Raw genomic sequence first — 13,501 nt, 5'->3', positions numbered from 1 at the left:
TAGAGCTTTTTTATGTGTAAGGCTTAGACAATTAAATATCGAGGGTTACACCGATGAAATAACCATCGTAATCTTTATTAAGGAAATTAGTTTCTTGATCGATTGAACGATAACCGACTTCCAAGCCAAGAACGGGTATGGGCTGGTACTGTATTTTGAACGATTGGTCAGTAATGGTGACATCATCAAATGAAGAAATACTTTTAGACTCCGCTGCCAATGTGACACCCGTGCCTGGAATCGCCAGAGAAGCGGCTAAGAAAAGCATTGGTACTGATTCGCTATCGCTAGATGCACCACTATCCATGTCTAGACTGCGAAATGTAACGCCGCCTTCAATGCTAGCCCATAATATCCCCACGCCATAATAACCAGTGAAATCTAAGTGGCTAATGTCTGTGCCAGAAGGGTCTGATTCAAAGTCCCATACATCTATACGCAGATTTGGAATTAGTGGGATAGGGTGTTGTACATCAAGACTTGCATAGGTTGCAGATCCATCGTCACCGTCAAAAATACCAGCTTCTGCGTTAGCGCCAAGAATATCGGCATTGGCAGCGCCTGCTAGTAATAGTGTTGATAGAGTAAAAGCGAACTTTGTTGATTTCATAATTAGCGTCCATATATCGAGTTGGATAAATTTTGTCTAATTATAGATTGAAGAGAAGTAAAATCCAATGAAATAAGGAAAAGGGATGACGTACTGTGAAGATTATTTACATAGATGGCTGGGGTAGAAGGATTCGAACCTACGCATGACAGGATCAAAACCTGTTGCCTTACCGCTTGGCTATACCCCAATAATTGATTTTCTTTTCGCTGGTGGCTATGACTAGATTCGAACTAGTGACCCCATCATTATGAGTGATGTGCTCTAACCAACTGAGCTACATAGCCTAAACTGTATATTAACTACTAATAAAAACTATCGATGGCTGGGGTAGAAGGATTCGAACCTACGCATGACAGGATCAAAACCTGTTGCCTTACCGCTTGGCTATACCCCAATATCGAATTGTGGTGGCTATGACTAGATTCGAACTAGTGACCCCATCATTATGAGTGATGTGCTCTAACCAACTGAGCTACATAGCCTTGTCTGTTGGCTGGGGTAGAAGGATTCGAACCTACGCATGACAGGATCAAAACCTGTTGCCTTACCGCTTGGCTATACCCCAACAGACTGACACAAAAGCCGCTTACATAAAATGATCTACTGCCTCTGTGGCGCGATATTATTCATATATCCGGTTAATGGGTCAAGTGTTTTCCTAAAAATGTTTTACAATAGGTTAAACATTAAAACGAAAATGCATTACGTCACCATCTTTTACGATGTACTCTTTTCCTTCTAGGCGCCATTTACCGGCTTCTTTTGCACCACTTTCACCCTTGTATTGGATGAAATCGTTATAGCTGACGACTTCGGCGCGAATAAAGCCTTTTTCAAAGTCTGTGTGGATCACTCCAGCAGCCTGTGGGCCTGTTGCGCCCTGTTTGACTGTCCATGCACGTACTTCTTTTACGCCCGCTGTAAAGTAGGTCTGAAGGCCTAGCAATTCATAGCCTGCACGAATCACTCGATCCAGTCCTGGTTCTTCCATGCCCATTTCATCAAGGAATTCTTGCATTTCTTCTATGTCTAGCTCGGATATTTCTGCTTCAAGCTGGTTGCATATAGGAACCACCATTGCGCCTTCTGCTTCAGCAATTTCTCGTACTTGGTCTAGGTGAGGATTATTTTCAAAACCATCTTCAGAGACGTTTGCAATGTACATGGTTGGTTTGGTTGTTAATAGATGTAGGGAGCGGACTTCTTTTCTTTGGTCATCAGAAAGCGTCATAGCTCGTACAGGAAGGCCATTTTCTAAGTGTTCTTTAATGCTTTCTAACAGTGCTTTGTGGGCAATAGCGTCTTTGTTGCCGCTTTTTGCATTTTTTGCTGTGCGAAAAATTTGTTTATCAATGGACTCGATATCTGCAAAGATCAATTCTAGATTGATCACTTCAATGTCTAGTTTTGGGTTTACATGATTCGAAACATGGATGACGTTATCATCTTCGAAGCAACGAACAACGTGGGCAATCGCGTCCGTTTCACGAATATTGGCTAGGAATTTGTTACCAAGCCCTTCACCTTTTGATGCACCTTCTACGAGGCCTGCAATATCAACAAATTCCATTGTCGTGGCTAAAACACGCTCTGGTTTTACGATGGCTGCTAGTGCGTCTAGGCGCGGGTCGGGCATGGCAACAACGCCAGCATTTGGCTCAATTGTGCAGAATGGGAAGTTCTCTGCGCCAATGCCAGCCTTGGTTAATGCATTAAATAAAGTTGATTTACCGACGTTAGGTAACCCAACGATGCCGCAATTAAAACCCATAGTGAGATTCCTAAATAATTAAGTGGTTATGCTTTGAAGCTATGAAGTTGATTCATTACGGCATTCAGGTTGCCCTTCACTATGTCATCAACATAGCGCAATGATTCGTCAATGGTTTGTTCTGTTTTTGCGAAATCGTCAGGTGCGGCTTTTTTTAAGACGTAATTGGCGACTTGGCTTGCGTGTCCTGGATGGCCAATACCTATCCTAAGACGGCCAAATTCACGGTTGTTCGCAAGTTTAGCAATAATGTCTTTTAATCCGTTGTGACCACCATGCCCACCACCTTTTTTTAATTTAGCTGTACCGGGTGGAATATCGAGCTCATCGTGAATAACAAGGACTTCTTCAGGGGGGATTTTATAGAACTGACAAACAGCCTGAACGGCTTTGCCGCTTAAATTCATATAGGTGGTGGGAATAAGGAGGTAGCATTCTTCACCAGCTATAGAAACTTTGCCAAATTGGCCGGAAAACTTTTTCTCGGAGCGAAGAAGGCATTGGCTCTGACGAGCCAATGCTTCAATCCACTGAGCGCCTGCATTGTGACGAGTGTTCTCGTATTCGTTGCCTGGGTTACCCAAGCCGACTAATAATCTGAAACCTGCCACAATACTGCCTTCAATAGTCTTAACGTTTAGCTTTGCCGATACGACCGATAGGTTGGTTATGATCTTCGCCTTTCAACAAAGAAATCAATTCAACGCCTTCTGGAAGAATAACATCAGATAGATGGTAAATTTGATCAAGTTGACCTTTGATCACGTCTACTACCAATACTTCAGGCAGGTTAGCTGGTAGGCAACGAACTTCAGCCAGTTTAGATTCAACCGTCAAGCGACCACCTTGGCCTTTAACGCCTTCACTTTGTGCAGCGTTGATGAAGCTTAAAGGAACACGAGTAGTGATTGCCTTGTCTTCTTGAACGCGCTGAAGGTCCATGTGCATAACAAGGCCTGTTGCTGGGTGACGTTGTAGCGCTTTTACAAGCACTTTTTCTGCTTTACCGTCTACAGATACTTCAACTAGACCAGTCAAGAAACCTGGAGTAGAAACAGATTTAAGAATCTCGTTGTCTTTAAAAGAAACAGATTGTGGTGCAGCTTCACCACCATAGATAACCGCTGGTACTAGACCAGCGTTACGAAGGCGGCGGCTCGCACCCTTGCCTTCTTCTTTACGTGCTACGGCATTAATAGATAATGACATGGTATTTTCCTAATAATTAATCAAAGTTTGTGCCCAGAACTGCGACCCGTTCCGAGCGTTAGTGTTTGGCTTAGGCCCCAAACATGGCACTGATAGACTCTTCGTTGCATACACGACGAACAGCCTCCGCCATAATGTCAGACATCGACAATTGGCGTATTTGAGGGCAATTAAGCGCCTCTTGTGTCAATGGGATGGTATCAGTCACGACCAACTCATCAAGCACGGAATTTGTAATGTTTTCAATGGCTTTGCCTGACAACACTGGATGAGTGCAGTAGGCGATTACTTTTTCAGCGCCGTGATCTTTTAGTGCTTTTGCAGCGGCACACAAGGTCCCCCCAGTATCACACATGTCATCTACTAGGACGCATGTTTTTCCAGCGACATCACCAATCAAATGCATGATTTGAGCTTCGTTAGCGCGAGGGCGACGTTTGTCTATAATGGCTAAGTCTGCGTCATCAAGCAGTTTTGCGAAGGCGCGCGCTCGAACCACACCGCCTACATCTGGGGAAACAACGGTAATGTTTTCATAACCTTGGCGTTGTAAATCTTCAAGTAGTAGAGGCGTTGCGTAGACGTTATCAACAGGGATATCGAAAAATCCTTGGATTTGGTCTGCATGAAGGTCAACGGTTAATACACGGTTGATGCCAACAGCTGAAATCATATCGGCCACGACTTTCGCTGTAATAGGTACGCGGGCTGAGCGTACGCGACGATCTTGTCGAGCATAACCAAAATAGGGAATAACAGCCGTCACTCGTGTGGCGGAAGCTCGACGTAGAGCGTCTGCCATGACGATCAGCTCCATTAGATTGTCATTACTAGGGGCGCAGGTGGATTGGATAATAAAAACGTCTTTTCCGCGGACATTCTCATTGATCTCGACCGTAATCTCTCCGTCACTAAACTTACCTACGGTTGCGTTTCCGATAGGTAGCCCTAGGCGACGTACCACCCTGCGAGCGAGTTCAGGGTTTGCATTACCGGTAAAAACCATCAACTTGGACACTGTGTATACCCTTTGTATTTTGTAGCGATGAAATAGACTGGCCAGGGAAGTAATTTGTTTATTTGGGGCACTTATCCCTATTTTGCTTAATCCACTGGTTTAGTGCGTCGTGAGTTGGTGATGTGTTACACCCATGACAAACCCAACTCTGCCATTTTTTTGGTGTAGACAATCTTACTCGCTCAGCGTCGCGCACATTATCGAATGCTAAAAATAGACAAGCCCCGGTCCCAGTTAACTTTGCATCGCCATGGCTTTTAAGCCATAAATACGCTTCATTCACTTCAGGATTGTGCTTTCTAACCACATCTAAACAGTCGTTATGGCCACCCAGCTTCAAGGCGTGCGATATTCTGATCGGAGGGGTGTCTCTTGTCAAATATTTATCGGTAAAGATTTGACCTGTTGAGACGTGACAATTGGGCTTAAGGAGTAAAAAATAGGGTGTATCTAATGTGACTTTTTGAAGCTTCTCTCCAACACCTTCCGCAAAGGCTGCAAAACCCATGACAAAAACGGGAACGTCCGCGCCTAATTGGACTCCCAATTCAGCCAGCTTTTCTAAAGAAAGATGACATTCCCATAGGGTGTTTAGAGCCAACAAAGTCGTGGCGGCATTGGAACTTCCACCGCCGATTCCTCCACCCATAGGTAATTGTTTTTTTAGGATAATATCTACGCCGGCGTGAGGGTTTTGCTTGAAGGGAGTAAGCAGTTTCGCCGCTTTATAAATGAGATTTTCTTCTGTTGGAAGTTGCTCAATAGCTGGTGAGATGATGATGTTGTTATCTCTAGTAAGCGAAAAATCAAGCGTGTCGCATAAATCGATAAATTGAAACAGTGTTTGCAGTTCGTGGTAGCCGTCTTCTCGTCGGCCGATGATGTGTAAAAATAAATTTAATTTTGCAGGAGAAGGTAATTGCATGCTGGTTACTGAATGGTCCATTGGTTGATAATCAAGTTTACTCTAAAAGGTGGGTTAGATACTTGCATTTTTTGTGGCAAGGATAGGCCATCTATTGTTGTAAAACTGTTGTAAGTTACCAGCCAGCCATCTTGTTCTATTTTACTTGGCAGTTTGCTGTCTGTGTCCTTGGTGATTCGTGCGGCTGAGTGCGGATCCGCCAAGCCTCTTATCCAATAAGAAACCTGCTCTACTGGGAATTCCCAACCAAGCTCTTGTTGCAATAGTATGGCTGGGTCGTTGCCGGTTATCACGGTGTCATCATAAGCCAATGTGACAACGCCATCTTGAGATTTATCTAGCTTGGTTGCGCCTTGACCAAAAGGGCCAACAATATTAAGAGCGAAGGTTGTTGGATCTTTTTGCCAGTTAAAATTGCCAGAAACTGCGTCTTTCGGTGTGCGAATGCCAACTCGACCAGATGTTTCCCATTTTGAAATGGCGCCAACACTGGTGGGTGGTGGTGTGATTGGCCCTGTTGGTTGCGTACTACAGGCACTGATAAGTGCGGTCAAAGTAAGTAGGCAGAGAGTACGGTAGTTCATCACGGTTTATCCTGTTCTAGTTCATCCATCAGCGACGGTGAAAGTCGTTTTATAGTATCAAGTAATAATGGCGTACCTGGCGATGTTTTTAAGGCCGCTTTCCATATATCTATTGCTTCTTTGTAGTGGCGTTGTTGCCAGAGAGACTCGCCGTAATGGGCCGCAATCTCGGCGTCGGGTAGAATTGACCAGGCTTTTTTTAAATAATAAGAAGACTGCTCTAACTCTCCCTTCATAAAGAACCCCCATCCTAAACTGTCAATAATAGCTGGGTCATTGTCTGCTTTCTCGTAGGCGGATTCTATGTAGTTCATTGCTTCATCAATACGAGCGGTTCGGGTGAGCAGTGTGTAGCCAAGAGCATTGAGGTACTGTGGGTTATCTGGGTCTTTTTCGAGCAATATTTTGAGTTCGATTTCCGTTACTGTCCAGTTTCCTAACGTTTCAGCGAGTAACGCTTTTCGATAGCGCAAAACGTCGGACTCCGGTAAAGCGATTAAAGCGTGATTTAGTAATTCGTATGATAAATCGATATTCCCTTTTTCCTCATGAAGTCGGCTGATAGCAGCGACCTGCTCCGGCATATTTTCTCGTAGAGTACGGTTGAGAACCATGTTGTTAACGTCGTTCTCTTTGCCTGCGTCATAAAGCCATAACGCCATCTGGCTGGTGGCATTAGCGCGTAAAGCACCGTCCACCGTATCCATTGTTTCGATGGCTTCTGTTTTTTTGTCTAGTTGAGCAAGTGCAATGGCGGTTAAATATTGAATTTGATCTGATAAGCCCAGTTGTTTTTTTGGCAGAAGGTTGGCGGTCTCAAGTGCCAGTGTTGGTTGTTCGTGTTCTAGTAAGGTACGCATGAAATTAATGCCGATTTGAAGTTTTTCGGGTGTTTCTAAGTTCGCACTTTGAAATACCGTTGCTGCGCGTTCGGGTTGCTTATTTTCGACAAGAAAGTCAATTAAAGGCGTTAGTAATCGCGCGTTTTTGGGGGCGTATTGCGACGCTGTCTGTAATGTTTTTATGGCGTCTTCGAATCGACCAAGGTTTTTTTGACTAAAAGCCAAAATGAGGTAGAGAGCTTCGCTTTTTTCGGTGTTAGGCTGGGCTAGAAGTTGCTTGGATGCATTAATCGCGGACTGATACTTTCCTGAAAGCAATAAAAGGTGCGCGTGGCTCAGCTGTACGTATTGATCGTGTTTTGATTCAGGAGATAGCGTTGCTATCGCTTCTTCTATGGTATTAACTTGATCGCTGTCACGGACAACTTCTTCAAGGTAAAGCGGTAAAAAACGTAGCGACGTCTTGTGTCGAATTGCGTTGGTTAGCAGCGTTGTCACTTCGTCCGAACGATCTCCTTTGACGAGAACTTGCAACTTAAGTGAGTAAGCTTGCTCCGACGTTGGGTCAACGGACAGCCATAAATCCGTACTTCTTTCTATGTATAGGCGGTTTTGTGAAACGACCCCGATGTGTGTGAGTCGTTCTATCAGTGCAAGATTTTCGGATTGGCTAGCTAGCTTATAAAAAGAGTCAAATGCTTTATTCGGACCTTCTCTTTGTAGCGTGAACTCGGCGTTGAGAAACTCTGCAATGTTGCTATGAGATACTTTCTGTTCGAGAGGTATTTCTTTGCTCAATGGTACGATATCGGGTTGAGTCGTGTTATAGGTGCAGGCGCTTAATAATAATGCCCCACAAAGAATTGTAAGCAGCACCAAAAACCTTTTTGTATGAGGCTTTCTTATGTGGTTTTTGTGTATGAGGTCTAAAACAGACGACATGTGCTTTCTCGACGTTAAATTCATAAAACCCTTATGGTATCGCTAGCCACTCTTTATGTCAGGCATAACTATAAACTAATCCTATTACTTTTATTGATCATATGGGGTGCGAAAAAAAGCTAATTTCTCGTATAATGTGTCTTCTTTATGTAAAGAGTCGTGTTGGAGCAATGCCTGCTCCTGTCATTACCTTAAATCTCGATCTTTGAGAAGAGCCCTGAATGCCGCTAATTACTGTAGGTGTAAATCACAAAACTGCGCCGGTTTCGATCCGTGAGCGTGTGGCGTTTGCTCCTGAAAAAATGATAGATGCCTTGTCTTCTCTTATATCTGAGAAAAAAGCCAATGAAGCCGTCATAGTGTCCACCTGTAATCGAACTGAATTGTATTGTTCAGTCGAAGATTTCAGTATGGTGGACGACGTTATTGCGTGGCTTGGACAGTATCACGGTATTGCTCTGTCGGAATTAAAGCAATATTGCTACACGCACTCTAACGATGATAGTGTGCGTCACATTATGCGGGTGGCTTCTGGATTAGATTCTTTAATTTTAGGCGAGCCTCAAATCCTCGGACAGGTAAAGTCAGCCTACGCGGTTTCGCAAGAAGGGTCTTGCATTGGTCCTGAACTAGATTCCTTATTTCAGCGTGCTTTTTCTGTCGCTAAACGTGTCCGTACCGATACGGCCATCGGTGAGAACCCGGTGTCGATAGCGTTTGCTGCCGTGAGTTTGGCGCAACGTATTTTTGCCGACATCAGAAACAGCACCGCGTTGCTTATTGGTGCAGGGCAGACGATTGAACTGGTGGCTAGACACCTTAAAGAAAATGGTATCAAACGAATTATAGTCGCCAATCGAACCTTAGCTCGAGCCGAGGCATTGGCAAATGAGCTGAATGCGGAAGCCATTATGTTGGGCGAAATAGGCGACTACTTATCGCAAGCGGATATTGTCATTTCGTCTACGGCCAGCCAATTACCGATTATAGGGAAGGGCATGGTTGAGCGTGCTACGTCGCAGCGTCGCCATTCTCCTATGTTATTGATTGATATTGCTGTGCCTCGCGATATAGAGCCGGAAGTCGAAGAAGTAAATGATGCATACCTTTATACCGTAGATGATCTTCATTCAGTGATTGAAGAAAATGTCCGCGCAAGGCAAGATGCTGCGAAAGCGGCAGAAGAAATGATCGAAGAAGGGGTTAGTTCTTATCGACGGGTAGTCGAATCAAGAAAAGTCTCAGATCTTATCGTTACGTTCAGGAAATCTGCTGAGCTTATTAAAAATGCAGAACTGGAAAAAGCACTTAAAGGCCTTGAGAGAGGGCAGTCTCCGGAGCAGGTGCTTAATAAGCTGGCTCATGGCTTAATGAATAAACTCATTCACTCGCCGACGCGTTATTTGCGTGATGCTGGTGCAGATGCAGATCAAAATGCATTAACCATTGCCTCAAATGTATTAGGCATTTATGAAGAAAAAGATAACTAAAAAATGAAAGAATCCATAAAGTTAAAATTAGAAAGTTTGTCTGATCGCTATGATGAATTGGCTGTACTGTTGAGTGTTGCTGAAGTCATTATGAATCAGGACCTGTTTCGTTCTTATTCAAAAGAGTACGCCGAACTAGAGCCAGTGGTTAAGTGTTTTAATGAGTTTCAGCAAATTGACGAAAATATTGCTGAATCTGAACTCATGATGACGGACTCAGACCCCGATATTAAAGAAATGGGTGTTGAAGAATACAAAGCAGGACAAGCGCAAAAAGAAGCGCTTCAGCTTGTGTTGCAAAAGTTACTTTTACCCAAAGACCCTAACGATTCGAGAAACGTATTTTTAGAAGTTAGAGCGGGTACTGGTGGCGATGAAGCGTCGATTTTCTCTGGCGACTTATTCCGCATGTATTCACGTTATGCAGAGACTCAGCGCTGGAAAGTTGAAATTGTCAGCGCAAGTGATGGTGAACACGGTGGTTACAAAGAAGTCATTGCGCGAATAGTAGGTGAAGGTGCTTATTCTAAACTGAAGTTTGAATCTGGTGTGCATCGAGTGCAACGAGTACCCGCGACGGAATCTCAAGGGCGTATTCATACCTCGGCTTGTACTGTTGCCGTAATGCCAGAAATGGACGAAGTAGACGACATTATTATCAATAAAGGGGATTTACGTATTGATACTTTCCGAGCGTCAGGCGCAGGTGGTCAGCACGTAAACAAAACAGATTCGGCAATTCGTCTTACTCACATTCCAACGGGTGTGGTGGTTGAGTGTCAGGAAGAGCGTTCTCAACATAAGAACCGTGCTAAAGCTATGTCTTTATTGGCGTCGCGCTTGTTAGCTGCCGAGCAAGATAAAGCCGCAAGCGAACAGTCTGAAGCGCGTAAATCTTTGGTTGGTAGTGGTGACCGCTCAGAACGTATTCGTACCTATAATTATCCTCAAGGTCGTGTTACGGATCATCGTATTAATTTAACGCTGTATAAATTAGACGAAATTGTGACAGGTGAATTGGATGTATTGATTAATCCGCTAGTGAATGAGTTCCAAGCTGAGCAGCTTGCAGCGCTTAGCGGCGACAATTAATCCATAATTGAATACTAGGATAAGGTAATCATCGCGTATGCGAATTGATGAACTATTAAAAGGCGCTTCCGAGCGCCTTACTTTTGTCTCTGATACGGCTCAGTTAGATGCTCGGCTTTTGCTTGCGCATGTTTTGGCGGTATCGACGTCTTATTTTTATACTTGGCCTGAAAAAAGAGTCAGTGACGCCGATCTTGAGCGATTCAACTTACTGTTAGCTCGTCGAGTGCTTGGTGAACCAATTGCTTATTTACTGGGGCATCAGGCATTTTGGAGTTTAGACATAGAGGTGTCACCCTGTACTTTAATTCCGCGGGCCGATACGGAGCGTTTGGTAGAGGTGGCTCTATCTGTACTTGATGTCAATAAAGCGCATCGCATTCTAGATCTTGGTACTGGAACAGGCGCCATTGCGCTGGCACTCGCGACAGAACAGCCTCGTGCGAATGTAATTGGAGTGGATCTTGTTGAAGGAGCGGTAGCGTTGGCTAAGCGCAATGCTTTACGAAATCAACTTGGTAATGTGACGTTTATGCACAGTAGTTGGTTTGATGCGTTAAATGGCGCTGAAAAGTTTGATTTAATTGTCTCTAATCCACCCTATATTGACCCTAGCGATGAGCACTTGTCGAAAGGGGATGTGCGCTTTGAGCCTAAAAGTGCATTGGTGGCAGGCAATTATGGCTTGGCAGACATTGAGCATATCATCAATGTGGCACATGGCTTTATGGTATCAAGCGCGTATTTGATGTTCGAACATGGTTATGATCAAGCAGAAGCGATTCGAGAGCGATTTAATTTGGCGGGTTATTCTTCTGTTGAAAGTTTCCAAGACCTTGGTGGCAACGATCGCGTAACGATAGGGCAATGGATTGACTAATTAATCCGAGTATCAACTAGGTGTGTGAAGGAAGCACTAAAGCGAGTACTTCCTTCATTGTGGCCTGTGTTACTTATTTTTTTGGCTGGGCGCTTTCAGGGCGAATAAACACAGGGTTGTTTTTTGTCGATTGCTGAGGATCGTAGCGATAGCCTGCTAGATTGAACTCGTTGATTTCGTCTAACGTTTCGCAACGGTTTTCTATAAGGTATCGGGCCATCAAGCCGCGGGCTTTTTTTGCATAGAAGCTAATCACTTTGAATTGACCGTTTTTTTCGTCGAGAAAATTCGGGGTAATAAGCGGAGAGGTAAGTTTTTTCTTGTTGACTGCTTTGAAATACTCATTAGAAGCCAGATTGACCAGTAATTCGCCTTCTTGAAGGTTGTCATTGATTTTATCAACAATGATGTCCCCCCAAAACTGATAGAGATTACTTCCTCTGTCGTTATTCAGTCTTGTCCCCATTTCAAGTCGGTAGGCTTGCATCAGATCAAGCGGCTTTAGTAATCCATACAAACCACTCAGAATGCGTAAAGACTCTTGGGCATAATTCATATCGCTTTCATTTAACGAATAAGCGTCTAATCCGGTATAGACATCACCCATAAAGGTGTAAATTGCTGGCCGGCTATTGAGCTGTGTGTGTGTCTTTTGCCATTCTTGATAACGAGATACATTAAGTGTGGCAAGTTTATCGCTTAACTTCATTAATGAGGCGATATCGGCCGGTGTACAAGGTTTAATTGTATTAATGAGTTGCTGAGAGTCATCCAGCAGCTCGGGTAAGCTGAATGACTCATTGTTAGGCTTTGATGTTAGGTCCAGTGTCTTAGCTGGTGAGATTAAAAACTTCATAGTTATTCCATCTGCTTGATCATTGCGTTCCCTAAAGATTATCCATAGAGTGTCGATAAATATCCAGACAATGCTTTAATAGAGATAATTTATGAAGAATAATCTGATACCATTCCCTCAGTCTCGTCAGCCCGATCAGCAAACAAAAACCCCCTTTGCGTCTAGCAATGAACTTACTGCGCTTCGTGCGGCGTTTGATCAAGCTCGTGCTGATTGGGTAATAGAGCTTGCTGAGCTACCTGAAAATAATAAAGTGCGTTGCGGCTCAAAAAAATAATCGAATCATCCTTCATTATTTTCTTCTGGGTCGCCTATTAAGGTATAAAACCCATGTTGCTTTTTCTTGTGCGTCATTCACTTCTTTTTATGTTCGCGTTTGCCGTACTCGGCTTTTTGATTCCCTCTGTCTCATTAGCGTTTTTCCCATTTCTTCCCTTTGTTTTGTTTACACTGATGACATTGACGTTATTGGGTATGAAGCAAAATGAATTAATTAAGCGTTTAAGCAGTAAAGAAATATGGTTATACGCTGTTTTGCACTCTACTGTCTTTATGGTTGTGGTCGGTGTTATCGGCTGGTGGTTGTCTTTTGAGCAGAATCTTTTATTGGCTGTGGTTGCTGTGGCTGCGACAGGGTCATTGTTTGCGACGCCCGCTATTGTTCGTGCATTAGGTTTTGATAGTCTGCAGGCGATGGCAATGACCATTGCCACCACGTTGGTTTTACCGATTTCTATTTTTCTTGTTTTAGTGCTGTATCAAACGGAGCGAGTTGAGCTTGACTGGATCAGTTATTTTATTCGTTTACTTGTTTTTATATTCGGTCCTATGCTTTTTTCCTTTCTAGTTCATCGTTTCCTTCCAGAAGAATCGTTAAGTCGCTTCTTAATAAAGATATCACCTTATACAATTTTGTTAGTGTTTGCTTTTCCGTTTGGATTGGTTGGAAGCTTTCGAGTTTTGTTTGATCAAGATCCAATGATGGCATTGAAATATTTTATGATTGCTACTGGATTGTGTTGTTTGTTTTTTGCTCTGTCTTACTTTTTGTATCGAAAACAAGGTAAGGCCATTGCGCTGACGGCGGCTATTACGTCCGGAAACCGAAATGTATTGCTGACATACAGTATTGCCGGAGTACTATTAGGCCCAGCCTTTTTGCCGTTAGCGGGCGCTTTACAAATCCCTACGTATTTACTGCCTGTTTTTACTCGCTGGCTTAGCCGAATCTTACTAAAGTGATTTTAAATATTTTATTTAGACTTATTTTGGTATTCAA

The 13,501-nt window shown here is 43.6% G+C and carries 14 protein-coding genes and 5 tRNA genes; 5 read left to right on the top strand and 14 right to left on the bottom strand.

The window, feature by feature from the left end; all coding sequences use genetic code 11:
* Positions 1-31: 31 nt before the first annotated feature.
* The 13 genes from MP3633_RS14715 to MP3633_RS14655 all read right to left on the bottom strand — a co-directional run bounded on the left by MP3633_RS14715 (position 32) and on the right by MP3633_RS14655 (position 7,838).
* Positions 32-610: a porin family protein gene (locus MP3633_RS14715; protein ID WP_176336092.1), complete on the bottom strand. Its 579-nt coding sequence runs from the start codon at positions 608-610 to the stop codon at positions 32-34.
* Positions 611-725: 115 nt separating this feature from the next.
* A tRNA-Gln gene (locus tag MP3633_RS14710) sits at positions 726-800 on the bottom strand.
* Between the two features lie 20 nt (positions 801-820).
* Positions 821-897 (bottom strand) — tRNA-Met (locus tag MP3633_RS14705).
* 35 nt (positions 898-932) lie between these two features.
* Positions 933-1,007 (bottom strand) — tRNA-Gln (locus MP3633_RS14700).
* A gap of 11 nt (positions 1,008-1,018) precedes the next feature.
* Positions 1,019-1,095: transfer RNA gene (locus tag MP3633_RS14695), tRNA-Met, on the bottom strand.
* Positions 1,096-1,103: 8 nt separating this feature from the next.
* Positions 1,104-1,178: transfer RNA gene (locus tag MP3633_RS14690), tRNA-Gln, on the bottom strand.
* 114 nt (positions 1,179-1,292) lie between these two features.
* Complete coding sequence (ychF, locus tag MP3633_RS14685) at positions 1,293-2,384, bottom strand: redox-regulated ATPase YchF (protein WP_112140826.1); 1,092 nt, start codon at positions 2,382-2,384, stop codon at positions 1,293-1,295.
* Between the two features lie 26 nt (positions 2,385-2,410).
* Positions 2,411-2,995 (bottom strand): aminoacyl-tRNA hydrolase, encoded by a 585-nt coding sequence (gene pth, locus MP3633_RS14680; protein WP_176336091.1) that lies wholly within the window; start codon positions 2,993-2,995, stop codon positions 2,411-2,413.
* A 19-nt stretch (positions 2,996-3,014) separates the two neighbouring features.
* On the bottom strand, positions 3,015-3,593 hold the full coding sequence (locus tag MP3633_RS14675; RefSeq protein WP_176336090.1) for a 50S ribosomal protein L25/general stress protein Ctc: 579 nt from the start codon (positions 3,591-3,593) through the stop codon (positions 3,015-3,017).
* Positions 3,594-3,663: 70 nt separating this feature from the next.
* Positions 3,664-4,611 (bottom strand): ribose-phosphate diphosphokinase, encoded by a 948-nt coding sequence (locus tag MP3633_RS14670; RefSeq protein ID WP_176336089.1) that lies wholly within the window; start codon positions 4,609-4,611, stop codon positions 3,664-3,666.
* A 58-nt stretch (positions 4,612-4,669) separates the two neighbouring features.
* The gene (gene ispE / locus MP3633_RS14665; protein ID WP_176336088.1) at positions 4,670-5,557 is read right to left on the bottom strand and encodes a 4-(cytidine 5'-diphospho)-2-C-methyl-D-erythritol kinase; all 888 of its coding nucleotides are present in this window, start codon (positions 5,555-5,557) and stop codon (positions 4,670-4,672) included.
* The gene (gene lolB, locus MP3633_RS14660) at positions 5,542-6,120 is read right to left on the bottom strand and encodes a lipoprotein insertase outer membrane protein LolB (protein ID WP_176336087.1); all 579 of its coding nucleotides are present in this window, start codon (positions 6,118-6,120) and stop codon (positions 5,542-5,544) included. Before lolB ends, ispE begins: the two co-directional genes overlap by 16 nt.
* The gene (locus MP3633_RS14655) at positions 6,120-7,838 is read right to left on the bottom strand and encodes a tetratricopeptide repeat protein (protein ID WP_244959668.1); all 1,719 of its coding nucleotides are present in this window, start codon (positions 7,836-7,838) and stop codon (positions 6,120-6,122) included. The genes lolB and MP3633_RS14655 overlap by 1 nt, the downstream gene beginning before the upstream one ends.
* A 287-nt stretch (positions 7,839-8,125) precedes the next feature.
* Here MP3633_RS14655 and hemA point away from each other — a divergent pair, with 287 nt between their 5' ends.
* From hemA to prmC, 3 genes are read left to right on the top strand one after another with little or no spacing between them, the layout of a single operon-like run.
* The gene (gene hemA, locus MP3633_RS14650; protein WP_176336085.1) at positions 8,126-9,394 is read left to right on the top strand and encodes a glutamyl-tRNA reductase; all 1,269 of its coding nucleotides are present in this window, start codon (positions 8,126-8,128) and stop codon (positions 9,392-9,394) included.
* A 3-nt stretch (positions 9,395-9,397) separates the two neighbouring features.
* On the top strand, positions 9,398-10,486 hold the full coding sequence (gene prfA / locus MP3633_RS14645) for a peptide chain release factor 1 (RefSeq protein WP_112140815.1): 1,089 nt from the start codon (positions 9,398-9,400) through the stop codon (positions 10,484-10,486).
* A gap of 37 nt (positions 10,487-10,523) precedes the next feature.
* The gene (gene prmC, locus MP3633_RS14640; RefSeq protein ID WP_176336084.1) at positions 10,524-11,366 is read left to right on the top strand and encodes a peptide chain release factor N(5)-glutamine methyltransferase; all 843 of its coding nucleotides are present in this window, start codon (positions 10,524-10,526) and stop codon (positions 11,364-11,366) included.
* Between the two features lie 73 nt (positions 11,367-11,439).
* On the opposite strand, the gene yaaA is transcribed toward prmC, so the two are convergent.
* Entirely contained in the window at positions 11,440-12,222 is a 783-nt protein-coding gene (yaaA, locus tag MP3633_RS14635) for a peroxide stress protein YaaA (RefSeq protein ID WP_176336083.1), read from the bottom strand.
* Between the two features lie 91 nt (positions 12,223-12,313).
* Between yaaA and MP3633_RS14630 the strand changes: the two genes are divergently transcribed.
* Together MP3633_RS14630 and MP3633_RS14625 are read left to right on the top strand one after the other, a co-directional pair.
* Positions 12,314-12,499 carry a hypothetical protein gene (locus MP3633_RS14630; protein WP_176336082.1) on the top strand — a complete coding sequence of 62 codons (186 nt, stop codon included), beginning with the start codon at positions 12,314-12,316 and terminating at the stop codon, positions 12,497-12,499.
* Positions 12,500-12,552: 53 nt separating this feature from the next.
* Entirely contained in the window at positions 12,553-13,464 is a 912-nt protein-coding gene (locus MP3633_RS14625; RefSeq protein WP_176336081.1) for a hypothetical protein, read from the top strand.
* Positions 13,465-13,501 lie beyond the last annotated feature (37 nt).

This window comes from Marinomonas primoryensis, assembly GCF_013372285.1.
GTDB classification, from domain to species: Bacteria; Pseudomonadota; Gammaproteobacteria; order Pseudomonadales; family Marinomonadaceae; genus Marinomonas; species Marinomonas primoryensis.
The sequence above is the reverse complement of the archived record's forward strand: the minus strand, read 5'-3'. Positions and strand labels throughout refer to the sequence as shown.